General features: G+C 61.3%; 25 protein-coding genes. 16 read left to right on the top strand and 9 right to left on the bottom strand.

Going from position 1 to position 25,650, the window contains the following annotated elements; all coding sequences use genetic code 11:
* Positions 1-85 precede the first annotated feature (85 nt).
* The 4 genes from AC1DON_RS15195 (at position 86) to AC1DON_RS15180 (ending at position 3,633) form a co-directional block, all read left to right on the top strand.
* A complete protein-coding gene (locus AC1DON_RS15195) occupies positions 86-577 on the top strand; it encodes a peroxiredoxin (protein WP_476935663.1) in 492 nt (163 codons plus the stop codon).
* Positions 578-809: 232 nt separating this feature from the next.
* The gene (locus tag AC1DON_RS15190; protein WP_476935662.1) at positions 810-1,949 is read left to right on the top strand and encodes a M23 family metallopeptidase; all 1,140 of its coding nucleotides are present in this window, start codon (positions 810-812) and stop codon (positions 1,947-1,949) included.
* Positions 1,933-2,523, top strand: coding sequence for a bactofilin family protein (locus AC1DON_RS15185; protein WP_476935661.1), 591 nt, complete (start codon positions 1,933-1,935; stop codon positions 2,521-2,523). Before AC1DON_RS15190 ends, AC1DON_RS15185 begins: the two co-directional genes overlap by 17 nt.
* Positions 2,524-2,631: 108 nt before the next feature.
* The gene (locus tag AC1DON_RS15180; RefSeq protein ID WP_476935660.1) at positions 2,632-3,633 is read left to right on the top strand and encodes a YihY/virulence factor BrkB family protein; all 1,002 of its coding nucleotides are present in this window, start codon (positions 2,632-2,634) and stop codon (positions 3,631-3,633) included.
* 177 nt (positions 3,634-3,810) lie between these two features.
* Here the strand turns inward: AC1DON_RS15180 and AC1DON_RS15175 are convergent, their stop codons facing one another.
* From AC1DON_RS15175 to AC1DON_RS15160, 4 genes are all read right to left on the bottom strand, one after another.
* Positions 3,811-4,245 carry a DoxX family protein gene (locus AC1DON_RS15175; protein WP_476935659.1) on the bottom strand — a complete coding sequence of 145 codons (435 nt, stop codon included), beginning with the start codon at positions 4,243-4,245 and terminating at the stop codon, positions 3,811-3,813.
* Positions 4,246-4,321: 76 nt separating this feature from the next.
* Positions 4,322-5,444 (bottom strand): peptide chain release factor 2 gene (gene prfB, locus AC1DON_RS15170; RefSeq protein ID WP_476935658.1). Its coding sequence is split into 2 segments (ribosomal slippage): positions 4,322-5,374 and positions 5,376-5,444, totalling 1,122 coding nucleotides; the frame shifts between segments, so codons are not numbered across the junction.
* Between the two features lie 66 nt (positions 5,445-5,510).
* Positions 5,511-7,859 (bottom strand): penicillin-binding protein 1A, encoded by a 2,349-nt coding sequence (locus tag AC1DON_RS15165; protein WP_476935867.1) that lies wholly within the window; start codon positions 7,857-7,859, stop codon positions 5,511-5,513.
* A gap of 219 nt (positions 7,860-8,078) precedes the next feature.
* Positions 8,079-9,305, bottom strand: a complete 1,227-nt coding sequence (locus tag AC1DON_RS15160) for an N-acetylmuramoyl-L-alanine amidase family protein (RefSeq protein ID WP_476935657.1) — start codon at positions 9,303-9,305, stop codon at positions 8,079-8,081.
* A 785-nt stretch (positions 9,306-10,090) separates the two neighbouring features.
* On the opposite strand from AC1DON_RS15160, the gene AC1DON_RS15155 reads away from it, so the two are divergent.
* The 7 genes from AC1DON_RS15155 (at position 10,091) to AC1DON_RS15125 (ending at position 18,589) form a co-directional block, all read left to right on the top strand.
* Positions 10,091-12,865 (top strand): Rne/Rng family ribonuclease, encoded by a 2,775-nt coding sequence (locus AC1DON_RS15155; protein ID WP_476935656.1) that lies wholly within the window; start codon positions 10,091-10,093, stop codon positions 12,863-12,865.
* Between the two features lie 153 nt (positions 12,866-13,018).
* Entirely contained in the window at positions 13,019-14,482 is a 1,464-nt protein-coding gene (locus tag AC1DON_RS15150; protein ID WP_476935655.1) for a M48 family metalloprotease, read from the top strand.
* A 265-nt stretch (positions 14,483-14,747) separates the two neighbouring features.
* Positions 14,748-15,545, top strand: coding sequence for a DsbA family protein (locus AC1DON_RS15145; RefSeq protein ID WP_476935654.1), 798 nt, complete (start codon positions 14,748-14,750; stop codon positions 15,543-15,545).
* A 129-nt stretch (positions 15,546-15,674) separates the two neighbouring features.
* A complete protein-coding gene (locus AC1DON_RS15140) occupies positions 15,675-16,028 on the top strand; it encodes a hypothetical protein (RefSeq protein ID WP_476935653.1) in 354 nt (117 codons plus the stop codon).
* A gap of 99 nt (positions 16,029-16,127) precedes the next feature.
* The gene (locus AC1DON_RS15135; protein WP_476935652.1) at positions 16,128-16,601 is read left to right on the top strand and encodes a hypothetical protein; all 474 of its coding nucleotides are present in this window, start codon (positions 16,128-16,130) and stop codon (positions 16,599-16,601) included.
* Positions 16,602-16,709: 108 nt separating this feature from the next.
* On the top strand, positions 16,710-17,153 hold the full coding sequence (locus tag AC1DON_RS15130) for a response regulator (RefSeq protein ID WP_476935651.1): 444 nt from the start codon (positions 16,710-16,712) through the stop codon (positions 17,151-17,153).
* Positions 17,154-17,239: 86 nt separating this feature from the next.
* Entirely contained in the window at positions 17,240-18,589 is a 1,350-nt protein-coding gene (locus AC1DON_RS15125) for a M24 family metallopeptidase (protein WP_476935650.1), read from the top strand.
* Here the strand turns inward: AC1DON_RS15125 and AC1DON_RS15120 are convergent.
* The 3 genes from AC1DON_RS15120 to thiS are packed head-to-tail and all read right to left on the bottom strand — an operon-like array spanning position 18,582 to position 20,061.
* Entirely contained in the window at positions 18,582-19,370 is a 789-nt protein-coding gene (locus AC1DON_RS15120) for a thiazole synthase (protein WP_476935649.1), read from the bottom strand. The two genes, AC1DON_RS15125 and AC1DON_RS15120, sit on opposite strands and share 8 nt — an antisense overlap.
* A gap of 11 nt (positions 19,371-19,381) precedes the next feature.
* Positions 19,382-19,861, bottom strand: a complete 480-nt coding sequence (locus AC1DON_RS15115) for a hypothetical protein (RefSeq protein WP_476935648.1) — start codon at positions 19,859-19,861, stop codon at positions 19,382-19,384.
* Entirely contained in the window at positions 19,861-20,061 is a 201-nt protein-coding gene (thiS, locus tag AC1DON_RS15110; protein ID WP_209716760.1) for a sulfur carrier protein ThiS, read from the bottom strand. The genes AC1DON_RS15115 and thiS overlap by 1 nt, the downstream gene beginning before the upstream one ends.
* A gap of 108 nt (positions 20,062-20,169) precedes the next feature.
* Here thiS and aroQ point away from each other — a divergent pair, with 108 nt between their 5' ends.
* From aroQ to aat, 5 genes are all read left to right on the top strand, one after another.
* Complete coding sequence (gene aroQ / locus AC1DON_RS15105; protein ID WP_476935647.1) at positions 20,170-20,628, top strand: type II 3-dehydroquinate dehydratase; 459 nt, start codon at positions 20,170-20,172, stop codon at positions 20,626-20,628.
* A 43-nt stretch (positions 20,629-20,671) separates the two neighbouring features.
* Positions 20,672-21,163, top strand: a complete 492-nt coding sequence (gene accB / locus AC1DON_RS15100; protein WP_476935646.1) for an acetyl-CoA carboxylase biotin carboxyl carrier protein — start codon at positions 20,672-20,674, stop codon at positions 21,161-21,163.
* A 6-nt stretch (positions 21,164-21,169) separates the two neighbouring features.
* Positions 21,170-22,525 carry an acetyl-CoA carboxylase biotin carboxylase subunit gene (gene accC, locus AC1DON_RS15095; protein WP_476935645.1) on the top strand — a complete coding sequence of 452 codons (1,356 nt, stop codon included), beginning with the start codon at positions 21,170-21,172 and terminating at the stop codon, positions 22,523-22,525.
* A 138-nt stretch (positions 22,526-22,663) separates the two neighbouring features.
* Positions 22,664-23,347, top strand: coding sequence for an exopolysaccharide biosynthesis protein (locus tag AC1DON_RS15090; protein WP_476935644.1), 684 nt, complete (start codon positions 22,664-22,666; stop codon positions 23,345-23,347).
* A 74-nt stretch (positions 23,348-23,421) separates the two neighbouring features.
* On the top strand, positions 23,422-24,069 hold the full coding sequence (gene aat / locus AC1DON_RS15085) for a leucyl/phenylalanyl-tRNA--protein transferase (RefSeq protein ID WP_476935643.1): 648 nt from the start codon (positions 23,422-23,424) through the stop codon (positions 24,067-24,069).
* Between the two features lie 147 nt (positions 24,070-24,216).
* Here the strand turns inward: aat and AC1DON_RS15080 are convergent, their stop codons facing one another.
* Together AC1DON_RS15080 and AC1DON_RS15075 are read right to left on the bottom strand one after the other, a co-directional pair.
* Positions 24,217-25,032, bottom strand: a complete 816-nt coding sequence (locus AC1DON_RS15080) for a DUF2155 domain-containing protein (RefSeq protein WP_476935642.1) — start codon at positions 25,030-25,032, stop codon at positions 24,217-24,219.
* A 22-nt stretch (positions 25,033-25,054) separates the two neighbouring features.
* On the bottom strand, positions 25,055-25,450 hold the full coding sequence (locus AC1DON_RS15075; RefSeq protein ID WP_476935641.1) for an NADH:ubiquinone oxidoreductase subunit NDUFA12: 396 nt from the start codon (positions 25,448-25,450) through the stop codon (positions 25,055-25,057).
* Positions 25,451-25,650 lie beyond the last annotated feature (200 nt).

The raw sequence follows: 25,650 nt of genomic DNA, 5'->3' as shown, positions 1-25,650 counted from the left end.
AGCGTTAAGATAGGTGGAAAAATCCGATTCATCGGAAACTTTTACATCTTAACCTAGACTTCTACACTTTAACAAAGGCAAGCCTATGGCGAAAGCAGCTGTATCCACGACTTCTTTTGAGCCGCGTCCCGTACCGGACTTTTCATTACCGGTTTCTGGCGGTGGCGAGGTGTCGAAAGCCTCCCTGAAAGGCAAGTGGACGGTCATTTTCTTTTATCCGACCGACGATACCGAAACCTGCACCAAGGAGGCCTGCGCCTTCTCCGAAGCCTTGCCTGAATTCGTCAAAATGGGTGTGGGCCTGTATGGCCTGTCCAAGGACAGTCTCAAGGATCATGACAAGTTCATCACAAAGTACGGCCTGAAGATGCCGCTGCTGTCGGATGAAAGCACGGAGACGATCGCGGCGTTTGGATCGTGGATCGAAAAATCGCTGTATGGCCGCCAGTATATGGGTACCGATCGCTCGACCTTCATCATCGATCCGGAAGGCTTGATCCGTCAGGAGTGGCGCAAGATCCGCATCAAGGGACACGTCGAAAACGTGCTGGCCGCGCTCAAATCGTTGCAGGGTTAACTGGTCACGACCTTGTTACAAACTCATGCTAGCGGCATCGAACTTGAAAAAGACAAATTAAGAATTTCATAATGGCACAAGGGCTTGGTCAGGACGATGCAATACGGACCGATGCATGTGTTTACATCCCGTTTTGCACATAAGTCGCCGGTCCCGCGAATCGCCCCGGAACATACGCCTTGCGCAGTCTCCAACTCATATGCATACTTAATAAAAGGTTTAGGGTGCGGTGATGAGTAAATCGAGCTTCAAACGTCTGGGAGAGCTTATCACGAGCGTCTTCCCGGAGCGTCACCTCTATATTCGCTCGGGAGGCGAAACCCACGGCCACGTCCTGACGACGGGCAAGCAGGTTGTCCTGTTCCTGATCGTTTCTGCTATCCTGTGCTGGCTGCTGGTCTCGACCAGCTTCACCGTCTTCTTCACGACCACCCAGGGCAGCTCCGCCGAAAACCAGATGCGCATGATGAAGGCGCAATCGGAACGCTGGATCGCCGACCGCCAGGCGCGCCTGGATCTGGCCATGCAGCAGGCCAATGCCAATACCGGCTCATTGGAGGACCTGGCCAATACGGTTGAGAAGCGTCATAATGCGCTCGCTCAAGTCCTTAAGGATTTCAAGGGTGTACCGGGTGCGGCTGCGGCCTTGTCTCCGGCGCCGATCGACCAGAACCTGCCGCCGGTCGAACGCATCTATTCGATCCGCGCCGAACAGGAACGCATGGTCAGCCAGGCCGAGATTTTCGCCAAGACGCGCGCCGAGCGCCTGCGTCTCGCCTTCCGCCTCGCCGGCCTCAATCCCGCCTCGTTTGCCGGCGGCGGTCAGAGTGGTCCTCTGGCCGGTAAGGACGCCAAGGCATTGTCGGTTGTCCTCGGCGTCGATGAAGACTTCGCAGAGCGCATTTCCAATGCCGCCAACGACCTGAGCGACATGCGCGGTCTGCAACGCAATTCCGAACGTATTCCGTTCGGCCGTCCGACCATCGGCACCCGCACGACCTCCGGCTTCGGCGTCCGCTTTGATCCGTTCAACCGCACACCGCGTTTCCACCAGGGCCAGGACTTCTCCGGCGCCTACCTCACCCCCATCTATGCTACGGCCCCCGGCGTGGTCTCGTTCGTCGGCGTCCGTTCCGGCTACGGCAACTGCGTCGAGATCGACCATGGCAGCGGCTTCAAGACCCGCTACGCCCACCTGGCCGCTTTCGCCGTCCGCGCCGGACAGCGCGTCGCCGTCGACCAGCGCATCGCGTCCATGGGCAATTCCGGACGTTCGACCGGCACTCATCTCCACTACGAGATATGGCAAAACAGTCGTCCTCAAAATCCGTCACGTTTTCTAAAGGCAGGTGACTATGTTCAACAAAACTAAGACCCCTCCGGCCAAGCCGCAACCGATGCAAGCGACGGTTGCCCCGACGGTCGAAACCCCGAACCTCAACCTCACAAAGAAGCCGACCTCGCCGGCCACGGGCGGCAGCTTCGCGGGCGGCGCCAAGCCGTTCTCGAGTGTCGGCTCGGGACTGCTGATCGACGGCAACGTCACCGGCACCGGCGACCTGCATCTCGACGGCACCGTCAAGGGCGATGTCCGCGTCAACCACCTTACGGTCGGTGAATCGGGCAATATCGAAGGCAAGGTCGAGGCCGAAACCATCGAAGTCCGTGGCCGCATCGTCGGCTCGATCCAGGGCAAGCAGGTCAAGCTGCAGGCCACCGCCTATGTCGAAGGCGACATCACCCACGAACAACTGGCCATCGACGTCGGCGCCTACTTCCAGGGCCGCTGCCTGCAACGCCGCAGCGACAGCCTGGCGCCATCGGTTGCCTCGCCGGCCGCCAATGTCAGCCCCGCGGCTTCCGTGTCACCGGCCGCGCCGACCGGCGCTCCCGCACCGGGCGGCATGTCGAGCTACGACATGAGCGCGCTTTCTGACCTGACCTGAGTGTCGGGCGGTACCAGAACATAGTCTTTACGAACGGAATGCCGGGGAAGGCTTGATCTTCCCCGGCTTTTTGTTGATCCTTGGCGGCCCGACGCCCTGGTAACCCACATGACAGACCCTGCCGAACAGCGCCCGCCGCTTACCTGGGCAACCATGCTCTTCCTGCTCAAGGAAACCTTTCGGGAGTGGAACGACGACAATGTGCCACGTCTGGGCGCGGCCCTGGCCTTTTACTCGATCCTGTCGATCGGGCCGCTGCTGCTGATTGTCGTGTCGCTGGCAGGCCTGGCCTTCGGTGACGAGCGCGCCTCGCAATTCATCTTCTATGAAATCAGCGGCATGGTCGGCATCGAAGGCGCCAGCGCCGTCCGGACCATCCTGACCAATTCGACCACGACGGAATCGAGCCTGGTTGCCACCGCCATCGGTGTCATTACCCTGGTGATTTCGGCGACGGGGTTTTTCGCCCAGCTCCAGGACTCGCTGAACGCCATCTGGAACGTCGAAGGCTCGCGCGCCGATATCATGTCGTTTTTCAAAAAGCGCCTGCTGTCATTCGGCATGATTTTGGGAATCGCGCTTCTGCTGCTGATCGCGCTTGTTGTGTCGGCGGCCCTGTCGGCGATCACCGCCTATTTTGCCGAACTGCTGCCGGCCCTGATCCTGCATGCCGTCAACCTGCTCGGATCGTTCGCGGCAATTACCTTCCTGTTCGCCATCATCTTCAAGGTCCTGCCCGACGTCAGAATTCGCTGGAAGGACGTCTGGCTGGGCGCGGCAATCACCGCCCTGCTCTTTTCAATCGGCAAGACCTTGATCGGGCTTTACCTGGGCCAGAGCGCGTTTTCCTCGACCTATGGCGCAGCCGGGTCGCTGATGGTCGTGCTGGTGTGGGTCTATTATTCAACGCAGATCTTCTTTATCGGCGCGGAGTTTACGCAGGTCTACACGCGCTTTCGCGGCCGCCAGATCGTCATCAAGAGGGGGCGCCGCAAACCGGTCAATACCGCCAAGGAAGAACTGAAAGGCGCCGCCGCAAAGAACGTCAAGGCTGCGGTCGATGTGGTGTGTGAGGAAGCGAAGGACGAAGCGGCGAAAAAGGCGGAGTAAAAGAGAGTGCGATTACCTCCCTCCTCCCTAGCGCGAAGCGGTGGGGAGGTGGCATCGAGCGTAAGCGAAGATGACGGAGGGGTATTGCCGTCGGCGTTGACCCCTCCGTCATTTGCTAGCGCAAATGCCACCTCCCCATCTTCGCCGGCAGGCAATCGATAGGGAGGAGAGTGGCGCTTACCCCCGCTTCCGCTCCAGAAACGCGTCCGCTGCCCACTTACCCGCGCCCGTTGTCATGAACACCAATCCGATAAAGACCAGGATGGCGTGCGGATACTGGCTGCGGGCATCGGCGCTGGTCGTAGCGAACAGGATCACCGCTACAAGGAAGTTCACCGACAGGATCAGTCCCGCCCAGCGCGTGAACAGCCCAAGGATCAGCAGCACGCCGACGATCAGTTGCGCCCACACAGATACCAGTGCGGCAATCTCCGGCCACGGACAATTCAGCGTCGCCAGGAACATGGCGAATTCCGTCATGCGGCCGGGCTCGGTGATATTATCCCAGACGCCCCAGATCAGGAACCCACCGAGATAGAGCCGCAAGGCCAGGAAGGCCAAGGGCTGGCCCAGGCGTTCGATCCAGTCGCCGTTCAGCTTCAGTGATGCCATGCCGCTCCCCGTACTTTTTATAGGGAGCAGCATAACATCGTTCCGGAAAACGCGAACCAAAAAATGGTTACCGGATTTAGGCTTCGGCCGCGTCGCGGGTCACGCCGACACGCTGCGCCAGCGATGCGCCCATGAAATCGTCGAGATCGCCATCGAGCACGGCCTGTGTGTCCGAAGTTTCGACATTGGTGCGCAGGTCCTTGACCATCTGGTAGGGCTGCAGGACATACGATCGGATCTGGTGACCCCAGCCGATATCCGTCTTCTGGTCTTCCAGGGCCTGCTGGGCCGCCTCGCGCTTTTGCAGTTCGGCTTCGTACAGGCGCGCGCGCAGCATCTTCCACGCTTCGTCGCGGTTGGCGTGCTGCGAACGGCCGGCCTGACAGGCAACGGCGATCCCGGTCGGGATGTGTGTCAGGCGGACGGCCGAGTCGGTCTTGTTGATGTGCTGACCGCCCGCGCCCGAAGCCCGATAGGTGTCGGTGCGGACGTCGGACGGGTTGATGTCGATGACGATCGTGTCGTCGACGACCGGATAGACCCAGACCGAGGCGAACGAAGTGTGTCGGCGCGCGCTCGAATCGTATGGCGAGATGCGCACCAGGCGGTGGACACCCGCTTCGGTCTTCAGCCAGCCATAGGCGTTTTCGCCGGTCACCTTGAGCGTCACCGACTTGATGCCTGCCTGTTCCCCGGCCGTTTCTTCCTCGACCGCGACCGTCATGCCGTGGGCCGTCGCCCAGCGCGTATACATGCGCAGCAGGATGCCGGCCCAGTCGCAGGACTCGGTCCCGCCGGCGCCGGAATTGATTTCGACATAAGCGTCGTTGCCGTCGGCTTCGCCGGACAGCAGGGCTTCGAGTTCGGCGCGGCCGGCGCGGGACTTGAGGCCCTTGATCATGTCGCGGGCTTCCTCGATCAGGCTTTCGTCGCCTTCCATATCGCCCAGTTCGGCGAATTCGATGGCGTCCTTGAGTTCCTTTTCGAGTGAGGTCACGGCGTCGATCGAAGCGGCGAGCTTGGAGCGTTCGCGCGAGATCTTCTGGGCTTCGTCGGGCTTGTCCCACAGCGTCGGGTCTTCGACGCGGGCATTGAGTTCATCGAGACGTCTTAGTGCGACATCCCAGTCAAAGACGCCTCCTGAGCAGGCCTACGGACTGCTCGATCTCGGAAGCTGCGGCTTCGATATCCAAACGCATGGGAGAATCCTCAAAATCAGGAAGCCGGGATGTATAGGTCGCGGCCTATGATTTCAAGCTGAAAGCTTAATCGATCGGCGTGATCGGCGGCGCTTCGTCGGCGACTGGTGGCGTCTTCCCGGCATCGTCCCAGGCGTCGAGATAAGGCGTCGGGCCGTCTTCGACCGGGGCGTACGTGACCTGCGGCTCGGTGCCTGGCTTGAAGGCTTCCTCGCGGCCGCGGATCGACACATAGACCGCGTCCTTGGGCTTGTTGAACTGGCGCTTGGGCCGGTTGACATAGGCCGCCTTCATGAAATCGATGAAGACCGGCAGCGCAGCCTGAGAACCGGTTTCCTTGTCACCCAGCGTACGGTTGTCATCGAAGCCGATGTAGACGCCGACAACCAGGTCGGCCGAGAAGCCCATGAACCACGCCGAGCGATAGTCATTGGTCGTGCCGGTCTTGCCACCGACCGGGAAACCCAGTTCGCGGGCCCGCACGGCCGTACCGCGTTCAACCACACCCTGCAGGAAGGAATTCATCTGATAGGCGGTGATCGGGTCCATGACCTGGGCGCCCTGTTGCAGCAGGCGCGGGCTTTCCAGACCATCGAAAGCGTCCTTGCACGCGGTCGGGCACGAACGTTCGTCGGCCTTGTAGATCACCTTGCCGTCGCGGTCCTGGACCTGGTCAATCAGGTGCGGCTTGACGCGGCGGCCACCGTTGACGAACATCGCATAGGCGCTGGCCAGGCGATACGGCTGGACTTCCCCTGCCCCCAGCACGACCGACATCTCCGCCGGCATCTTGTCGGCAACGCCGTAGTCGTTGACGATCTTGGAGGTGATCGGCTTGATGCCGATGCGCTGGGCCAGGCGGACCGTCATCAGGTTGCGCGACAGTTCGATGCCCCGGCGGATCGGCTGGGCGCCCATATAGTCGTGTTCGTAGTTCTGCGGCGTCCACATCTTGCCGTCGCCGCCCATCATCGAGATCGGTGCATCCTCAATGATCGAGGCCGGCGTGAAGTCGCGCTCAAGCGCCACGGCGTAGACGAACGGCTTGATCGACGAACCGGGCTGGCGCAGGGCCTGGGTGGCGCGGTTGAACTTGGACAGCGAGAAGGAATAGCCGCCGACCATGGCGACGATGCGGCCCGAATAAGGATCGACTACGACCATGGCGCCGTTGACGATCGGCACCTGATGCAGGCGATAGGCGCCGTCGGAAATTTTCGAGACGTAGACCAGGTCGCCGGCCCTCAGGCCTTTGTTGGCCTTGGCCCAGGCGACGTCTTCGCCGCGCAGGGTGCCGGAGCCGCCGTCGTGGGCGCGCACCGAGCCCGACGCATTGGTGACAAGACCGATCTGCCAGTCGCGGCGTTCGGACGGCGCCTTGCGGTTCATGGGCAGCTTCGTTTCGACGTCCTGGGCCTCGCGCTCCCACATGTCGCTGACCGGGATATTGCCCCACGCCCCGCGCCAGCCGTGGCGGCGGTCATAGGTTTCCAGGCCGGTCATCAGGGACTGAAGCGCGATTGTCTGGAGCTTCGGCTCAAGCGTCGTCTTGACGTAATAGCCCTGGGTATAGATGGCGTCGCGGTCGGGGAAGAGCGACTTGGCGCGGCGCTCGACTTCCGACACGAAATAGTCGGCGTCGTGATACTTGGCGCGTTCCGGACGGGCCTCGACGACCAGGTCCTTCTGCATGGCGGCCAGGGCTTCGGCACGGGTCACCCAGCCAGCCTTGTCCATTTCGCCCAGCACCCAGTTGCGGCGGATGATGGCGGCTTCCTTGTGGGTGGTCGGGCGATAGTTTTCCGGGCCCTTGGGCAGGGCGGCCAGATAGCCCATCTCTTCCAGTGTCAGGTCGTCTACCGACTTGCCGAAATAGTTGAAGGCGGCGGCGCCGACCCCATAGGAGCGATAACCGAGATAGATATCGTTGAGGTACAGCTCGAGGATCTGTTCCTTCGACAGCGAATTTTCCAGCCGCCGCGCCAGGATGACCTCCTTGAGCTTGCGGCCGAGCGTGCGTTCATTGTTCAGCAGAAGGTTCTTGGCGACCTGCTGCGTGATGGTCGATCCGCCCTCGAGGCGGCGGCCGCGCACGAAGTTAAGAACGTTCTTGGCCATGGCGCGGCTGAGGCCCGAGGCATCGACGCCGGAATGGTTGAAAAAGTTGCGGTCTTCGGCGGCCAGGAAGGCGCGGCCCAGATTCTGCGGGATACGGTGATAAGGTACGTAGATGCGCCGTTCCTGACCGTATTCACCAATCAGGGTACCATCCCAGGCAAAGACGCGGGCCGAGGTCACCGGATGGAAATCCGCCAGTTCGGAGCCGTCGGGCATGTCATGGAATAGCCACGCCGCATAGGCCGCCACGGCGAAACCGGCAAGGCCGACCACCGTCATGACGCCCGCGGCGATCATTCCAAACAAACGCTCGGACGACTTTACCAAACGACTTCCCTCACCTCTCGAGGCTTAACCTTTAGCAAAAGCCTTGGAATAGGCAAAGCCATTCGGAGAAATTTCGGGATGGGTTCGCGAATGTGGCGAATAGGTCATGCGCCTCAGGCAATGAAAAAGGCCCCGCCGTCACCGGCAGGGCCTTATAAACGCGGTCGTACAGGGATTTAGGCGGGTGGCTTAGCGGAAGCCGGCAAGTGAGGCGTAGCGCACGTCGTTTTCGAAGTACTTGTCGATCGCCTTGGCGACCTGCCCCATCATCGCGTCACGTGAACGCGAATCGGTGAGCAGCGCCTCGTCCTTGACGTTGTTGACGAAGCCCATCTCCAGCAGCACGGCCGGGACGTCGGGCGCCAGCAGGACGACGAAGCCGGCCTGGCGCAGGCTGGTCTTCAGCAGTGGTGTGGTTTCGCCGATATTGTCCATGACCAGCTGGGCGAAGGTCGCCGAACGGTTCTTGGTGGCGCGTTGCGTCAGGTCGACCAGGATGCGGCTGACGATGGCGTCATTCGGCATGTCGGCCAGCGACCAGTCACCCTTGATAAGGGCCTTCTTGGCGATACGTTCGCTGCCCGAATCCGACAGGGTGTAGATGCTGGCGCCGCGCGCCGAGCCGTCGCCGCCCGAATCCGAGTGCAGCGAGATGAACAGGTCGGCGTCGGCGCCACGGGCAATGCGGACGCGCGCCGGCAGGTCGACGAAGCTGTCGGTGTCGCGCGTCATGATGACCTTGTAGCGGCCGGTCTTCTCCAGGCGATCGCGCAGCGCCTTGGCGGCGTTCAGGTTGATGTCCTTTTCCCACGACGAATTGCCGCGTGCGCCGGGGTCCTTGCCGCCATGGCCGGCGTCGATGACGATGACCTTCTTGCGCTTGGCCGGCAGTTGCGGCTGTACTTCGGCGACCGTGGCGGTCACGACCGGCGTTGCCTTGGGGGCAGCGTCCATTGGGGTATCGCCCGGAACGACGTCGATGACGTAGCGATAGACGCTGATGCCGTCGGCCGGCGGCAGCAGGAAGCGCTTATAGATGCGTGCGCCGGTACGGAAATTGAGCTTCAGGCGCGCGGAGCCCATGTCGTTTTCCAGCACCCAGTCCTTGACGATGCCCTGGCCGGCGCCCGACATCGGTGCGTCCATGGCGATATCGGCGAGCGACAGGACGTGGCGGGTCTGGTCGGTGGAGGCCGAGATGATCCTGCCGGCGGCGCTCTTGTCGAGTTCGACGACGATACGTGTCGTCGTGCCCGAACCGCCCATGCGGACGCGGACAACGTCGCCCGACGGCGCGGCCATGGCAGGCGCGGCAACAGCGGCGGCCAGGCACGCCAGGCCGGCGGCAAGAAACGCCGTCAATCGCTTGAAATTGCTTATACCCTTGCTTTTCAGGGCATCAGCCGGAAGACACATTGGGAACTCCACGCACCACATTTTCTATGTTTGCAGAAGGTTATCTGTGGCACCACTATGCCTGACCGGTGTAGAAATCCGATTAAAAGGCGTGGTTACTGCTACTTTAACCTCTTTCCTTACCAAAGCCTTAAGCACAGGCGTGCGCCGGCCCTTTTTAGCGGCATTTTTCAACCCTTGATAAGTAAGGATAAAGGACTGACCCGGGCATCATAGGCAGGCAGCGGACATAAAGCTTATCGGTGCCTATGTCATGCCGCAGGATACCACAGGCAGCAATATTTCGCCGTGTACGGCACAATTCGGTGGCGCAATCGCCTCAGGTGCCGAAAATTGCGTTGACGCACGATGGTTTTTCGCGCCATGTTGCAAACAGGTATCGCTACACTCCCGAGTCCGCATATGGCGCCGACCGCGCTGGACAAATGAACGGTGAACCTTGTGATGACGTAATTGCGGCACTATCTCGCAGTCTGTCATTCAGCGGCTGGCTTCGCGCCATTTTCGCCGGATGGTCTGCACTTTCTGCCCCATGACCGTCATGACGCCGAATAAAAGTTGCGCACCTTCAACGGAGCGCAAACCCGAGTTGGAACAATATCTTATGGGCTGCGCCTTACACGTCCGCACTGGAATGTCCGTGAGCACTAACGTCGTACATGACGTTTCCGCTCCCAGCGCGCGCCCCAACACCCCCTATCAGCGCCCCGCTCCCGCCACCGCCCAACGCCGCCAAAGCGCGGCCTTGCGTGCGCCTGCGTGCCGGCGCTCCGGAGACTGCCTTAATGTCAAAAACCATGTTAATCGACGCGACCCACACGGAAGAGACCCGTGTCGTCGTGCTCAACGGTCAGCAAAACGGTAACCCCCGCGTCGAAGAATTCGATTTCGAGAGCCTCAGCCGCAAACAGCTTCGCGGTAATATCTATCTGGCAAAGGTCACGCGCGTCGAACCGTCGCTGCAGGCCGCGTTTGTTGAATATGGCGGTAATCGCCATGGCTTCCTGGCCTTCAACGAAATCCACCCGGACTATTATCAGATCCCGGTCGCTGACCGCGAAAAGCTGATGGCCGAGCTGGCCGCCCAGGCTCAGGCCAATAATGGCCATGCCCACGACGACGACAGCGAAGACGACGATCACGAGGACGAAGGCGACGATCTTCCCGATGAAGAACGCCGCCTGCGCCAGCACCTGATCCGCCGCTACAAGATCCAGGAAGTCATCAAGCGCCGCCAGATCCTTCTGGTCCAGGTCGTCAAGGAAGAGCGTGGCAACAAGGGCGCGGCCCTGACCACCTACCTGTCTCTGGCCGGCCGTTACTGCGTGCTGATGCCGAACACGGCGCGCGGCGGCGGTATTTCGCGCAAGATCACCAATGCGGCTGACCGCAAGCGCCTCAAGTCGATGGTCCAGTCGCTCGACGTGCCGCACGGCATGGGCCTGATCGTCCGCACCGCTGGCGCCAAGCGCACCAAGCAGGAAATCAAGCGAGACTACGACTACCTGCTGCGCGTCTGGGAGACCATCCGCGAAACGACGCTGAAATCGAACGCGCCGGCGCTGATCTATGAGGAGGAAGACCTCGTCAAGCGCGCCATCCGCGACATGTTCGACAAGGACTTCGCCGGCGTGCTGGTCGAAGGCGAGGAAGGCTACAAGTCCGCCCGCGACTTCATGCGCATGATAATGCCGTCGCAGGCCAAGAAGATTCAGCCCTATCGCGCCAATTCGCCCTTGTTCGCGCGTTATGGCGTCGAGGACATGATCTCCAAGATCTACTCGCCCGTCGTGCCGCTGAAATCGGGCGGCTACCTGGTCATTAACCAGACCGAAGCGCTGGTCGCCATCGACGTCAACTCGGGCAAGTCGACCAAGGAACGCAATATCGAGGCGACGGCGCTCAAGACGAACACCGAAGCCGCCGAAGAGGCCGCGCGTCAGATGCGCCTGCGCGACCTGGCCGGCCTGATCGTCATCGACTTCATCGACATGGACGAGCCCAAGAACAACCGGTTCGTCGAAAAGAAGCTGAAGGATGCGCTGGCCGAAGATCGCGCCCGCATCCAGATGGGCAAGATTTCGGGCTTCGGCCTGATGGAGATCTCGCGCCAGCGCCGCCGTACCGGCTTTCTGGAAGGTACGACGGTCACCTGCCCGCACTGCGAAGGCATGGGCCGTGTCCGTTCGGTCGATTCCGCTGCGCTGTCGGCCATGCGCCGCATCGACATGGAAGCCATGCAGAACGGCGCCGGCGCCATCACGGTCAAGCTGCCGATGACCGTAGCGCTGTATATTCTCAATGAAAAGCAGCCGCACCTCGCCAAGCTGCGCGAAGAGTGGGGCCTGAAGGTCAATATCGAGGTCGATACCGATCTTGCTCACACCGACCTGCAGATCATCCGCACCGTCACTGCCGACGAGGTCGACTTCGTTGCGCCCGTCCGTCCTGAACCTGTTGCCTTCGACTTCAGCGTCGATGTCGATGACGAGGATGAAGAAGACGAGGACGAAGAGGCCATCGAAGCCGAAGATAGCGACGATGATGAGGCCTCGGCCCGCAGCCAGGGCAAGGAAGACGCTGACAGCGATGGCGGCCGTCGTGGCAACAAGCGTCGCCGTCGCCGTCGTGGCGGCCGTGACGGTCAGGGCCGTGAACGCGCCGAAGGTGAACCTGAAGTCGCTGCTGCCGAGTCTGCCGAAGACGGCGAAGACGAGGATGGTGACGAGGACAGCGATGAATTCCGCCGCAATGGCCGTGGCCGCCGCCGTCGTGGCCGCCGGGGTGGCCGTCGCGCCGGTTTCGAGACCCGTCCGCGCGAGCCTTACGGTTGGGTGCGTGCCCGCACGCCGTCGCTGGAAGCGCCTTATGTCTGGATCGATCCGTTCGAAGAGCAGCAGCAACAACAGCCGCAAAGCCGCCCAGCGCGTCCGGCTGTTGCGCATATGGGCGAAATCGCGGGTGTCGCGGCTGCCGGTGCAATCGGCAGCACCTCGACCGCTCCGGTCGTGAACCAGCCCCTGGGCGCCGAAAGCACCCAGCCGACCTCGCTGGTGCCTGAGGACCTGCGCAACCAGCCAGCGCCCAAGCGCGCCCGACCGCCGCGCCGTGGCCGCAATGTCGTGACGACTGAAGAGGCGCCTGCCGAAGCTGTCGTTGCGGAATCGGCCGCACCTGTGGAAGTTGTCGAAGCCGAACTGCCGCCGGTCGAGGTTCGCGCTCGTCCGAAGCGTTCGCGCAAGAAGACTGACGCTGTCGAGGCTGAAGCCGTCGCAGCGCCGGAGGCGATCGTCGCCGATGTCGTCGAACCGGTGATTGGCCGCCCTGCCCGCGCCTCGCGTTCGCGCAAGAAGGCCGTTGATACGCCTTCGATCGTCGCCGCGCAGGAAACGGACCTGACCACGCTTGATCCTGTGATTGTTGCGCCTGAGCCGGTGCTTGCGGTCGCCAAGGAGCTCGAAACGGTCGTTGCCGAGCCGGAACCGGCCACCATCGATCCGAACGAGATTTCGGGCGCTGCGCCTCCGGAAAAGCCCAAGCGCGGCTGGTGGAAGCGATAGCCAAAACGTGTGAAGCGGTTTTTGGATAAATATCGCGACAAGCAAATGTGAAACAAAGGGCTCCGGTTTTCACCGGAGCCCTTTTTTAATACCACTCAACGCCTTAGATTTGTCATGCTTGCCGGATAGCGATAGGCTGCTGGGGAAGTCGCGATGAAACATAAGAAGGGCGCCGACCTGAGTGTCGCGCCGGGGTTACCGTCCATGAACCGAGGTCCTTCGAAAATAGGCCGCCTGGCGCGCAAAGCGTTGCGCACCGGCGTCTGCATGGCGGCGGCCCTGGTGGCTTTCGCCATGGCGGGGAATGCCCAGGCGCAAGGCGTCATCCGCGATACCGAAGTCGAGCTGTTCCTCCAGAAAGAGACCCGGCCGATCATGGTTGCGTCGGGATTGGACGCCGACAAGGTCCAGTATCTTCTGATCGCTGACGATGAACTCAACGCCTTCGCCACGACCGGCCTGCGCATGGGGCTCAATACCGGCCTGATCCTCGAAGCCAAGACGCCCAACGAACTGTTTGGCGTCGTCGCCCACGAAGCCGGGCACCTGAGCGGCGGCCACATGATGCGGACCGACGAAATCATGCAGGCGGCCAAGATGCCGACGGCGATTGCGCTCGGCCTTGGCGTCATCGCCATGATGGCCAAGGCGCCATCAGCGGGTGCCGCGCTTATGGGTTCGTCGACGACGTTCGGCACGCTCAACGCGCTCAGATACATGCAGACCCAGGAATCGGCCGCCGACGCCGCCGGCGCCAAGGCGCTGGAACGCGCCGGCATGTCGGGCAAGGGCCTAGTCGACTTCTTCTACAATTTCCGCAATGTCGAGACCTTCTCGAACGCCGAACGCTACAAGTTCTTCATTACCCACCCGTTGTCGCGCGACCGCATCCAGAGCCTGCGCCGCACCGTCGAGGCACAGCCGCACTATAACACCGTCGATTCGCCTGAGACGGTGGCGCAGTTCAAGGTCGTTCAGGCCAAGCTGGCCGGCTTCCTCAACGATCCTATCAAGACCTTCAACATGTATCCGGAAAGCGATACCTCCTACCCCGCCCGCTATGCGCGTGTCATCGCGACTTATAAGCGTGGCAACTGGGACCGCGCGCTGACGCAATTGGATGGCCTTATCGCTGAGCAGCCGAACAACCCCTATCTGTGGGAACTGAAGGGCCAGATCTATTTCGAGACCAGCCGGGCCGCCCTCGCCGAACCGGCGCACGAAAAGGCCGTCGCCCTGATGCCCGGCGCGCCGCTCCTGCGCCTCAACCTGGCCCAGACCCAGATCGCCATGGGCGACAAGGAAAACCTCAACGCCGCCATCGTCAACCTGCACGAATCGCTGAAGGCCGAAGAGGACAACAGCTTCGCCTGGGAGCAGATGGCCCAGGCCTATGACGGTCTTAAGCAGCCTGGCATGGCGCGCCTGGCCCAGGCCGAGGCGCAGTTCTATGGCGGCGACTATATGGGGGCGCGGACTTCGGCGGTGTGGTCGCAGAAATATCTCGAAGCGACGTCGCCGGAATATCGCCGGGCGCGTGACATCGTCATGGCGGCGTCCTATGAGATGGGCGTCGCGCCTGTCGAAGGCGAGACCAAGCGCCGCCGGCAGAATTAGAGAATAGTGAATTTCGTTTTCTTATACCTCCCCAACCTGTTTGGGGAGGGGGACCGCACGAATGAGCCATCGTTAGATGGTGAGTGAGATGTGGCGGTGGGGTTTCTTGCTTGTATCCCTATGCGTCAACAGAGGCATATAGGGAAAGTAAGAAGCCCCACCACCACATCTCGCCCGTGCAGGCACGGCCTCGTGCGGTCCTCCTCCCCGGCAAAGCCAGGGAGGTATAAGGGCAAGCGTTCTAACCAACTGAAAGAGTGACCAAGTGACCGACGACCAGATTCCCGCGCCCGACGCACAGAAGCCCGTGCCTGCCGCCTCGCCGCTGGCGGGCGTCTTCACCCAGGCCAATATCACGCTGGGTCTGTCGGTCCTGGCGGTGATCCTGGCCGCGGCGCCCTATGTCGTGCCGCAACTCCAGGCCTATCAGGTGCGCGCAGGGCTGATGGCGCGGCCGTCCATGCTCAAGGACGCCAGCCTGGAGCTGCAAAAGCAGCAACTGGCCGAGGCGTCCGCGAAGACACTTGAAGGCGTCAAAACGCACCAGGCGTCGCTGTTCAGGGATGCGGCCGACCCGGTGCTGGGCGATCCCAAGGCGCCGATCAGGATCGTCGAATTCCTCGACTATAACTGCGGCTATTGCCGCGCCGCAGCGCCCAAGTTGAAAGCCTTCCTTGAGGAAAACAAGGACGTCGCCATCATCGTCAAGGAATATCCGGTCATCAACCAGAACTCGCGGCCGCTGGCGGCGTTTGCCCTGGGTGCGGCGAAGGCGGGCCAGTACGAAGCCATGCACTACGCGCTGATGGAGGCCAAGATCACCAGCGAAGCCGATATGATGGCCCTGATGACGCGCTCCGGGCTGGATGTGAAGGCGGTCAGCGAGGCAGCGGCGTCGAAAGAGGTGCACGATCATATCGACCGCGTCGTGACGCTGGGGACCGACCTCAACATCACTGGCACGCCGGCGTTTATCGTTGGCAACACCGTGATCGACGGCGCCAAGCTGGATGAGCTGAAGGCGGCGGTCGAAGCCGAGCGCAAGCGGTTAAAGGTGGGTTAATCCTAAAATTAAGAAATTTGCAGTAAACGTTGATTTAAGTTTAATTTTTCACGATTCGCAATCTCTGGCTGTCCTATTTTCACCGCGCGTCCAGCGTTTTCGGACGATGTGTTCGTGAGAGGAACAACCATGTCAAATGAGAAAACGATCAGCGTCGCCCGGGCCGTTCAGGTTCAGATTCACGCCGTCGAAGAAGCTATCGACAGTGCGCTGGGCGAAGCGGCCAACCTGATCGAGACCTATGTGACGTCGCGGCGCGCCCTGCAACTGGCGGCAGCGCGGTCGGTCGATGTACATGAAAACACGCTAAAGGCCATGCAGGCGCTCAATGAAGCGCAGGCGCATATGGCGGAAGCGCACCGGGGATTGTCGCGTATCCGCAAGCATATCGGCGTCCCCTCCGAAGCCATGATACCGGCTTTTGATACTGAAAAGCCCGAAGAGCCGACCGGCCGGCTGGCGGCCCGTCTCATGACAGTCTGACCTTAAGCTTCCGGCCAGTGGTTTAGGCCTTGCCAGACATGCCCTTTCCCTGTTCTATCCGGCTTGACGACGAGTCACTGGCGGAAGCGGGGAACGGGCATGTTGCAGTCAGTGGTAACGCAGCTTGGTGCTTTTGCGATAGCCGCTGTCTGTCTTTATGCCTTTATCATGGGCACCTGGCGTGAACGATTTGGCGCCGTCATCTTCTCTGCCGCCTATGTGCTGACCGTCGGTTTCGGAGTCACTTCCACCGACCACATCGCCGCCTACCTGCTCGTCGCAGACGTGATCTGCCTGCTCGGCTTCTATATCGCGTGCTGGAAGGCCCAGCATCCTTGGCCCCAATGGGCCTTGCTGGGGCAGATCATCTGCGTGGCCGTCGATATTCTTACCCTGCTGCAGTTCGGTATCGGCAGGACGGTATTCCTGGTTGTCCAGACGGCGGCAGGCTGGGGCGTACTACTGGCCCTACTTATCGGCACGATCGCCGCCGCCAAGGCGCGCCGCGAGGTCCGCACGCCGGGGCAAAAGAAGGCGCCCCTGACCCCTCCGACGCTTACGAAGATGCCGTAAGCTCCGGAAAACGCTGCCTGTAAGCTCTCCACACAGCTTCTTTATTTCGATTGCGATACATTCAGTTTACCCGCCGTCCGCCGGTATTTCCTAACCTGAATGCTTTCGATGTCCTATTCCTCTGCGCTTATTGCGGAACGCCCCTCTGCGCTGTCGCCCTCAACGTACGACGATCCGTTGCGTATCCTTGTCGTCGACGACAATGTGCCGTCGGCCATGACTCTGGCCTGGGCCGTTGAATCCCATGGCTATACGGTAGAGATCTGCCACGACGGCCGCTGCGCGCTTGAGGCGGTCGAGCGCTTTCGGCCGGACGTCATCCTGCTCGATCTTGGCATGCCGGGGCTGAATGGCCTGCAGGTTGCCCGCGCCCTGCGCGCCGACAAGCGTTTTTCCGGCCTCAAGATCATTGCCCAGACCGGATGGGGCGATTCCGAAATGCGCCGCCGCACCGCCGAGGCCGGTTTCGACCTGCACCTGGTCAAACCGGTCGATCTGGACGTCCTCGAGGATATGCTGGCCCTGTTGGGACGGACACCGGCCAGAATCTAGTCTACAATATACGGCCTTGACGTTTCAGGCGTGACTATCTTACCGTTGCAGTCCTCGGCTATCCTGCTGGCAGTTATGGGGCTCACATGCGGCGCACGCTTTCCCTCTTGTCTTCCGTTTCGCTCGCCATAACGCTGATGGCGACCCCCACCTTCGCCGCCGACCGCCAGAGCGAGCCGGCCGATCCCGCCCTGCCCGCTATCCTGTCGATGCGCGACCGCGCCAAGGTCGAAAACGCCATTCTGGCCGAACGGCTCGACACGATCGTGCCCACCCTGATGCGCGAACAGGGGATCGACATGTGGGTCCTGATGGCGCGCGAATATTTCGAGGAACCCGTTGTCGCAACCATGCTGGACGCCGAAAGCATGCACGCCCGGCGCCGCACCATCCTCGTCTTCTTCGATCCCGGCAACGGCAAGCCCATCGAACGCCTGACGGTCAGCCGCTATGGCTTGGGCGAATTGTTCCACTCCGCCTGGACGCCCGAAACCCAACCCGACCAGTGGCAGGCACTGGCCGACATCATCGCCAAACGCGACCCGAAAAAGATCGCCATCAACACCTCTGCCAGATCGGCCTTTGCCGACGGCATGACGCTCAGCCAGTATGGCGAGATGACGGCAGCGCTGCCGCAGGCCTATCGCGACCGCATCGTGTCGGGCGAAAACCTGGCGATCGGCTGGCTGGAGACGCGGACGCCCGCGGAAATGAAGCTCTATCCGGATATCATGCGCATCGCCCATTCGCTGATGGCCGAAGCCTTTTCCAGCAAGGTGATCACGCCTGGCAAGACAACGACCGAAGATGTCGTGTGGTGGTACCGTGAGCGGCTGTCGCAACTGGGGCTCAAGACCTGGTTCCAGCCGTCGGTCGGCATCCAGCGCCAGGGCGCCACCGACATCCTCGAAGGCGACACGGTCATCCAGAAGGGCGACCTGCTGTGGACTGACTTCGGCATCACCTATCTGCGCCTGAATACCGACACCCAGCACCTTGCCTATGTGCTGAAGGACGGCGAGACCGACGCGCCGGCGGGGCTGAAGGCGGGTCTTCAGGCAGCCAACACGATCCAGGACGGGCTGCTGTCGTCTTACAAGGTCGGCCTTAGCGGCAATGAGGTGCTGTTCGCGGCGCGCGACAAGGCCATCGCCCAAGGCATCAAGCCGTCTATCTATTCGCATCCGTTGGGCTATCACGGCCATGGTGCGGGCTCGGCGATCGGCAACTGGGATAACCAGAAGGGCAGTCCAGGCGGCGACTACAGGATTCGCGCCAATACGGCCTGGTCGATCGAGCTGGCGGCCTTCGCGCCAGTGCCGGAATGGGGCGGCCAGGAGATCCAGTTCCGCACCGAGGAAGACGCCTATTTCGACGGCAAGGAGGTCCGCTATATCGACGGCCGCGAGACCTCCCTGCTCCTCATTCCTAGATAAGTCCCGCCAGCGGCGATGATGGGTCGGCGTACAGCTTGCGCGGCATCCGTCCCGCCAGGTAGGCGTCACGCCCCGCCAGGACGGCGTGCTTCATGGCGCGCGCCATGCGAATCGGGTCCTTGGCTTCGGCGATGGCGGTGTTCATCAGCACGGCGTCACAGCCCAGCTCCATGGCTTCGGCGGCTTCCGAGGCCGTGCCGACGCCGGCATCGACCAGAACGGGCACCTTGGCGTTCTCGATGATGATGCGCAGGGTCACCGGGTTCTGGATACCCAGGCCCGAACCGATCGGCGCTGCCAGAGGCATGATGGCGGCTGCGCCCGCCTCTTCCAGCTTGCGGGCATAGACCGGGTCGTCCGAACAGTAGACCATGACCTGGAAGCCATCCTTGACCAGCAGCTTAAGCGAGCGCAGCGTTTCTTCCATGTCGGGATAAAGCGTCTTGGGGTCTGACAGGACTTCCAGCTTGACCAGGTCCCAGCCGCCGGCTTCGCGCGCCAGGCGGAGCGTCCGCACGGCGTCTTCGCCGGTAAAGCAGCCGGCCGTGTTGGGCAGGTAGGTGAATTCGTCGGGTTTGACGAAGTCCATAAGCATCGGCTGGGTCGGATCGGTCAGGTTGACACGGCGCACCGCGACCGTGACGATTTCCGCGCCCGAAGCGCGCGCGGCGGCGGCATTCTGGGCGTAGTCCTTGTATTTCCCGGTGCCGACGATCAGGCGTGACGTGAAGGTCCGGCCGGCGACGGTCCAGGTTTCGGGCTTCAGAGACAGGTCATCCATTTCACATATTCCTACTTCTTGAGCACCTCGAATGAGGCCATCCCGATAATCGGTCCGCTGGTATAGTGGCAATAGCCAAGTACCATCATCGTATTTTCGTTACTAAGGTCATCGCACGTCCAGGCCATGCCCGTGACTTTGATCTGACGCTTTTCGGCCACCTTATACAGAGCCTCCATGGTGGACTCATTGCCGTACAAGCCAAGTCGTGTTTCAGCATAAAGGTCTTTGCTGTTGTTACGTCCGCGTGCGTCAACTTTGCGCACAAATAGAGCTCGCCCGCCTTTATAGCCCGCTACCGTCACACACGTGTTGCGGTAGGTTTCAAAGTCGTTCAGCAGTTCCGCGATATCTACCTTGGAAGAAATCTGCGGGTTGCATTTCTCAGGGGTCGTCCAACGGCCAAAAACAACTTCTGACGTCGCTTCCGCCTTCACCGAAACCGGAAAAGCCATCAGCAGCGCCAGGCACGCTATCCAAGCCGTATGCATCACCCACCCCCGACAAAATGGACGATCTCGATCCGGTCGCCGTCACTGAGCGCGGTCCCCAGATACTGCGACTTCGGCACGATTTCGAGGTTACGCTCGACGGCGACCTTGCGGCCATCCAGGCCGATTTCGTCGATCAAGGCGGTGACCGTTCCGGCCGCAACCTGCTTTTCCTCGCCGTTCAGCACGATATTTACCATTTGGGAACCATATTTTTCCTAAAGCGGAAGCATTGCACGACAGTTCAGCTTGTGGCGAAACGTCCCCGTTGATACAAGTGCCGCTTCGTCAACCCGCCCGTGAGCCCGATGACTCAGACCATATATGTCCTCAACGGCCCCAACCTCAACCTGCTTGGGGTCCGTGAACCGGAAATTTATGGCTACACCACTCTGAAAGACATCGAATCGACCTGCCGCGCCCGTCTCAATGGAACCGGTATCGATCTGGTGTTCCGCCAGAGCAACCACGAAGGCGAACTCATCGACTGGATTCACGAAGCACGCGAGAAAGCTTGCGCGCTGATCATCAATCCGGCGGGTTACGGCCACACCTCCGTGGCGCTCCTCGATGCGCTGAAAGCCCTCAGCATACCGGTCATCGAATGCCATTTGTCCAACCCTCAGACCCGCGAAGCCTTCCGCCATCACTCTTATGTGTCGCTGGCGGCCAAAGGCATCATTGCGGGTTTCGGCGCGTTTGGTTATGAACTCGCGATTCAAGCCGCCCAAACCTTGACGACCCCGTCCGTGACCAGCAAGCCCTAACTTCAGTCTTTTCCCGGGAAAAGACCGCATACAAGGTTATTACATGACGACTTCCAAATCCCCAGCCGAGCCGATCGATCCGAAGCTGGTGCGCAAGCTCGCCGACATCCTCAAGGAAACCGACCTGTCGGAAATCGAGGTCGAACAAGGCGATCTGAAAATTCGTGTCGCGCGTCAGCTGACCGCCGCCCCGGCCGTGTCCTACGTTGCCGCCCCGCAGGCTGCTGCTCCGGCGCCTGTCGCCGCAGCGCCCGCCGCTGCCGCCCCTGAGGCTGCCGCTGCCGCACCGGCCGGCGTCCCCAAGGATGCCATCAAGTCACCGATGGTCGGCACCGTCTACCTGTCGGCACAGCCCGGCGCTCCTGCCTTTATCAAGGTCGGCGACAAGATCAAGCAAGGCCAGACCCTGCTGATCGTAGAAGCCATGAAGACCATGAACCCGATCCCTTCGCCGCGCGAAGGCACGGTGGCCCAGATTCTCGTCAGCGACGCTCAGCCGGTGGAATTCGGCGAAGCCCTCGTCGTTTTCGAGTAAGCGTCGATGAAAACCTTCGACAAGATCCTGATCGCCAATCGCGGCGAGATCGCGCTGCGCGTCATCCGCGCCGCCAAGGAAATGGGCATTGCCACCGTCGCCGTGCATAGTGAGGCCGATGCGTCGGCCATGCATGTGCACCTGGCGGACGAAAGCGTCTGTATCGGCCCGGCGTCGGCGTCCAAGTCCTACCTCAACATCCCGTCGATCATCGCGGCCGCCGAAATCACCGGCGCGCAAGCGATCCACCCGGGCTATGGCTTCCTCTCGGAAAATGCCCGCTTTGCCGAGATCGTCAGCGCCCACGGTATGACCTTCATCGGTCCCAAGGCCGAGCACATCCGCATCATGGGCGACAAGATCAGCGCCAAGCAGACGGCCAAGGATTCGGGCATTCCCGTAGTTCCCGGTTCGGACGGCGGCGTGGCCACGGTCGAAGAAGCCATTGCGGCGGCCGAGACCATCGGCTTCCCGGTGCTGATCAAGGCGGCTTCGGGTGGCGGCGGACGCGGCATGAAGGTCGCCAAGGACCGCGACAGCCTGGCCGAAGCGGTCATGAGCGCCCAGTCGGAAGCCGCTGCGGCCTTCGGCGACGGCAGGGTCTATATGGAGCGCTATCTCCAGAAGCCGCGCCACATCGAAATCCAGATCATCGCCGACAGTCATGGCAATGTCTGCCACCTGGGTGAACGCGACTGCTCCTTGCAGCGCCGTCACCAGAAGGTGCTGGAAGAAGCGCCCTCGCCCGTCATCGACAAGGCGGCGCGCGACAAGATCGGCATGACCTGCGTCGAAGCCATCAAGAAGATCGGCTATCTCGGCGTCGGCACGATCGAGTTCCTCTATGAGGACGGTGAGTTCTTCTTCATCGAGATGAACACCCGCCTTCAGGTCGAACATCCGGTCACCGAATACGTCACCGATATCGACCTGGTGCGCGAACAGATCCGCATCGCCGAGGGCTATCCTTTGTCTTTCAAACAGGAAGACATCGATATCCGCACCCATTCGATCGAAGTCCGCATCAATGCTGAAAACGCGCGTACCTTCGTGCCGTCGCCCGGCACGGTCACCGACTTCCACGCCCCTGGTGGCCTGGGCGTACGTCTCGATTCGGCGATGTACAATGGCTATGCCATCCCGCCCTATTACGACAGCCTGATCGGCAAGCTGATCGTCCATGGCCGCGACCGGCCGGAAGCCCTGGCGCGCCTGAAACGCGCCTTGGGTGAGACGGTTGTCACAGGTATCGATACGACGATCCCGCTGTTCCTCGACCTGCTGGGTGAAAAAGACATCCAGACCGGCGACTACAACATCCACTGGCTGGAAAAGTGGATCAAGTCGCAGGAAGCGCACTAAAAACGAAGTTCAAAGGTCCTGCAACTGCGGGGCCTTTTTTCTTGCTTCGTAAAGTATCGATTCGTTGATCCCTCTCCGGCGCGTGCTACTGTGAACGTCGAACCGTCGGGCTACGGTTTTGGGGAACAGGGATTGGGAATGGTGCAGCGTAAGGCGAAAGCTCCCAAGGTAGGCGCATCGCAACTGATCAACGAGCTGGTGGCCCGGCTGGACGGCGATCGCGTGACGGTCGGCACCCTGCTGAAAAATCTCGAAGGCCGAGGGCTGGGACTTGTCCTGCTTATCCTGTCGCTGCCGATGTGCATCCCCAATATCCCCGGCATCTCCACCCTGTTTGGTCTGCTTCTGATCGGTCCGTCGCTCCAGATGATCTTCGCCAGCAAGTCCCTGTGGATGCCCGGCTTTGTCAAGAAGTGGTCGTTTCGCGGCAAAGACCTGCGCGGCGCCTTAAGAGCCTGCGGCAAGCTTTTGCATAAGCTGGAATTTCTCGCCAAGCCGCGCCTGACCGCCATGACCAGCCGGCCGGGCATGGTCTATGCCGGCCTCCAGACCCTGGTCATGGCGCTGATCCTGCTGCTGCCGATGCCGGGCGCTAACTTTCTTCCGGGAATCGCCGTCGCCCTGACCGGCCTGGCTGTCCTGGAGCGCGACGGTATCTTCATGCTGTCATCGGTCGCCATGGCGGCGGGGACCGTGGTCTATGTCTATGTCTTCGGCAAATATGCTATCGAGATCGTCGTCAGCATGTATGAACGCAGCGTCGGCCTGATCTATGAAATCTCGCTGTCGCTGGGCATCCAGATTCCCGATTTTTCCTTTTGATCGCCGTCATTTCTTCTTGGAATTTGACCCGGAAATCAGGATAGATCGGCCCGTTCCCACGGACGGCTTGCCCTTTGCCCAGCTTTACCCTCGATGACCTGATCAACTGCTATCGTTCCGGTGTGTTTCCGATGTCGGATCGCCGCGACGACGAATACCTGTTCCTGGTCGATCCGCCGCTCAGGGGCGTCCTGCCGCTCGACGGTTTTCACATCTCGTCGCGGCTGGCGCGGACGGTGCGCAAGGACGACTATGTCGTGCGCATCGACACGGCCTTCCAGCAGATCATCGAGCTGTGCGCCGAAAGCGCCGATGACCGGCCGTCGACGTGGATTTCGCATTCGATCCAGGCGCTGTACCAGGCCCTGTTCGCCCGTGGCCTGGCGCACAGTGTCGAGGTCTGGCGGGACGATGAGATCATCGGCGGGCTGTACGGCGTATCGATCGGTGGCGCCTTCTTCGGCGAAAGCATGGTGTCGCGCGCCACGGATGCGTCGAAGATCGCCCTGGTTCATCTGGTCGGACGGCTGCGGGCGGGCGGGTTCACGCTGCTCGACTGTCAGTTCCAGACCGACCATCTGCGTCAGTTCGGCGTGGTTGAGATGGCCAAGGCCGACTACCTGAACTTGCTGGCTAATGCCATTGACGAGAAAGCCGATTTCTATGCCCTGCCGGGGGCAACCCCGGGGCGCGAGATTATGCGATTGCTGAGCGCCGGATAGGCTTCTTCTGCCTCCCCAAATCTATTGGATTTGGGGAGGCAGAAGGTCTATCGGGCGCCAAAAATCATCTGCTCAGGCGCGCAGCATAATCTGCGCTAATCTTGCAAATCTGCGGTTCTTTTGCCTTAAGGCCGCGAGCGCGGAAGCTTACGACTTCGGAGCGGCAGGCGCCGCGGGCGCAGGGGCCACCACAGCCACTGGGGCAGCCAGAGGCTTACGGCAGGCAATCACCCAGGCGTCGTAGATCGGGTGTTCCAGCGGGTTGAGGCTGGGCGTCGAGGCATAGGTCCAGCCGCGGAAGATTTCCTTGGACCGGACCGTCTGGGCGTTGTTCGCCGCCGTCACCGGATTGGTCCGCACCTGCATGTAGGCCATGACGTCCGCCATCGGCTCGTCTTCGGCCGAGGTTTCGCATGCCTTGATCGTATAGATCAGGCCTTTGTAACGCACAGGCTGGCCGATCGGCGCTTCAAAGCGCACGCTTTCCGACGAGATCTTGTCGAGCGCTTCAATGATCGCAACGCCGTAGCGCGGGCGCTTGGCGCGGGCATAGGTCGGAAGGCTGGCCGATGAGGACGAAGACGACGATGCGTGCTGACGCGGTGCGGCCGACGAGGCCTGGGCGCTGGCGGATGACGGGTTGAACGGCCGCAGTTCATTTTGCGGCGCCGGGCTGACATAGGCCGGGGTCTGCTGGCCGCCCGACGCTGCCGGCGGCGCGGTCTTCACCGATTCGGCGGCAGGCTTGGCAGACGTGCGCGACGGTTTCTTTTCCGGCACATAGGGTTTGTATTCGACGCCGTCGACATAATAGGGCTGACGGTCGTAGTCGGCATTGTCGACATAGTTGGGACGTTCGCGCTCACGGTCGCCGCGCGTCGGGGGCGCCTGCGCCAGCACGGGGACGACCGCGCACAGAGCGGCGCCGGCCAGCAGGATAGCTGCCAGGCGCGAACGCGACATGTGCGGACGTCCATTGCCCATCCTACGGTTTCCAGGCCTCGTAATCACCGGTCGATGCCTGGCGTTCGCCTTCGGCATTCAGCGAACCCGTCGGGAAGCGCGCCAGCGGCGTGCCGCTCATGTTCGGCATATGCGGCAGTTCCCACTTCTGACGCGGCAGCGGCTCCTGCGACGGCGGCGTGTCGTAGACGTAGTGCATCCAGCCATGCCAGTCGGGCGGGATCTTCGAGGCATCGGCATAGCCCTTGTAGATCACCCAGCGGCGCTTGCGGCCGACGTCGTAGCTGTTCTTGGCCGTACGGTCTTCGTAATACTTGTTGCCGAACTCGTCGTTACCGACCAGGCGGCCACGCTTGCCGATGGTGAACAGGGTGCCCAGCGTCGCGCCGCTCCACCACAGAAAAGCCTTGTCGAGCAAGATCGTACCCTCTCAAACCGGAACCTGCGTCCCGTACACGTAAAGGCCAGTTATAATGAGGCGGCTGCTTAAGGTAAAGCCGCGCGCATGCCGCACATTGAAATAATTTCGCCTGGCACGGAGGTTGTCCGCATCAATATATTGTGGACGACTTGGCAATTTCCCACCAGATTTATTGAAGCTTCGCGTTTTTGGCGATA

It is taken from the genome of Asticcacaulis sp. P4_H10 (assembly GCF_056400965.1).
Note: the sequence above shows the minus strand (reverse complement) of the source record. Positions and strands in the feature narration are given on the sequence as shown.

Coding starts and splice junctions, on each gene's coding strand:
- AC1DON_RS15195 (WP_476935663.1), top strand. CDS start 86: ATGGCGAAAGCAGCTGTATCCACGACTTCTTTTGAGCCGCGTCCCGTA.
- AC1DON_RS15190 (WP_476935662.1), top strand. CDS start 810: ATGAGTAAATCGAGCTTCAAACGTCTGGGAGAGCTTATCACGAGCGTC.
- AC1DON_RS15185 (WP_476935661.1), top strand. CDS start 1,933: ATGTTCAACAAAACTAAGACCCCTCCGGCCAAGCCGCAACCGATGCAA.
- AC1DON_RS15180 (WP_476935660.1), top strand. CDS start 2,632: ATGACAGACCCTGCCGAACAGCGCCCGCCGCTTACCTGGGCAACCATG.
- AC1DON_RS15175 (WP_476935659.1), bottom strand. CDS start 4,245: ATGGCATCACTGAAGCTGAACGGCGACTGGATCGAACGCCTGGGCCAG.
- AC1DON_RS15165 (WP_476935867.1), bottom strand. CDS start 7,859: ATGATCGCCGCGGGCGTCATGACGGTGGTCGGCCTTGCCGGTTTCGCC.
- AC1DON_RS15160 (WP_476935657.1), bottom strand. CDS start 9,305: ATGTGTCTTCCGGCTGATGCCCTGAAAAGCAAGGGTATAAGCAATTTC.
- AC1DON_RS15155 (WP_476935656.1), top strand. CDS start 10,091: ATGTCAAAAACCATGTTAATCGACGCGACCCACACGGAAGAGACCCGT.
- AC1DON_RS15150 (WP_476935655.1), top strand. CDS start 13,019: ATGAAACATAAGAAGGGCGCCGACCTGAGTGTCGCGCCGGGGTTACCG.
- AC1DON_RS15140 (WP_476935653.1), top strand. CDS start 15,675: ATGTCAAATGAGAAAACGATCAGCGTCGCCCGGGCCGTTCAGGTTCAG.
- AC1DON_RS15135 (WP_476935652.1), top strand. CDS start 16,128: ATGTTGCAGTCAGTGGTAACGCAGCTTGGTGCTTTTGCGATAGCCGCT.
- AC1DON_RS15130 (WP_476935651.1), top strand. CDS start 16,710: ATGTCCTATTCCTCTGCGCTTATTGCGGAACGCCCCTCTGCGCTGTCG.
- AC1DON_RS15125 (WP_476935650.1), top strand. CDS start 17,240: ATGCGGCGCACGCTTTCCCTCTTGTCTTCCGTTTCGCTCGCCATAACG.
- AC1DON_RS15120 (WP_476935649.1), bottom strand. CDS start 19,370: ATGGATGACCTGTCTCTGAAGCCCGAAACCTGGACCGTCGCCGGCCGG.
- AC1DON_RS15115 (WP_476935648.1), bottom strand. CDS start 19,861: ATGCATACGGCTTGGATAGCGTGCCTGGCGCTGCTGATGGCTTTTCCG.
- thiS (WP_209716760.1), bottom strand. CDS start 20,061: ATGGTAAATATCGTGCTGAACGGCGAGGAAAAGCAGGTTGCGGCCGGA.
- aroQ (WP_476935647.1), top strand. CDS start 20,170: ATGACTCAGACCATATATGTCCTCAACGGCCCCAACCTCAACCTGCTT.
- accB (WP_476935646.1), top strand. CDS start 20,672: ATGACGACTTCCAAATCCCCAGCCGAGCCGATCGATCCGAAGCTGGTG.
- accC (WP_476935645.1), top strand. CDS start 21,170: ATGAAAACCTTCGACAAGATCCTGATCGCCAATCGCGGCGAGATCGCG.
- AC1DON_RS15090 (WP_476935644.1), top strand. CDS start 22,664: ATGGTGCAGCGTAAGGCGAAAGCTCCCAAGGTAGGCGCATCGCAACTG.
- AC1DON_RS15080 (WP_476935642.1), bottom strand. CDS start 25,032: ATGTCGCGTTCGCGCCTGGCAGCTATCCTGCTGGCCGGCGCCGCTCTG.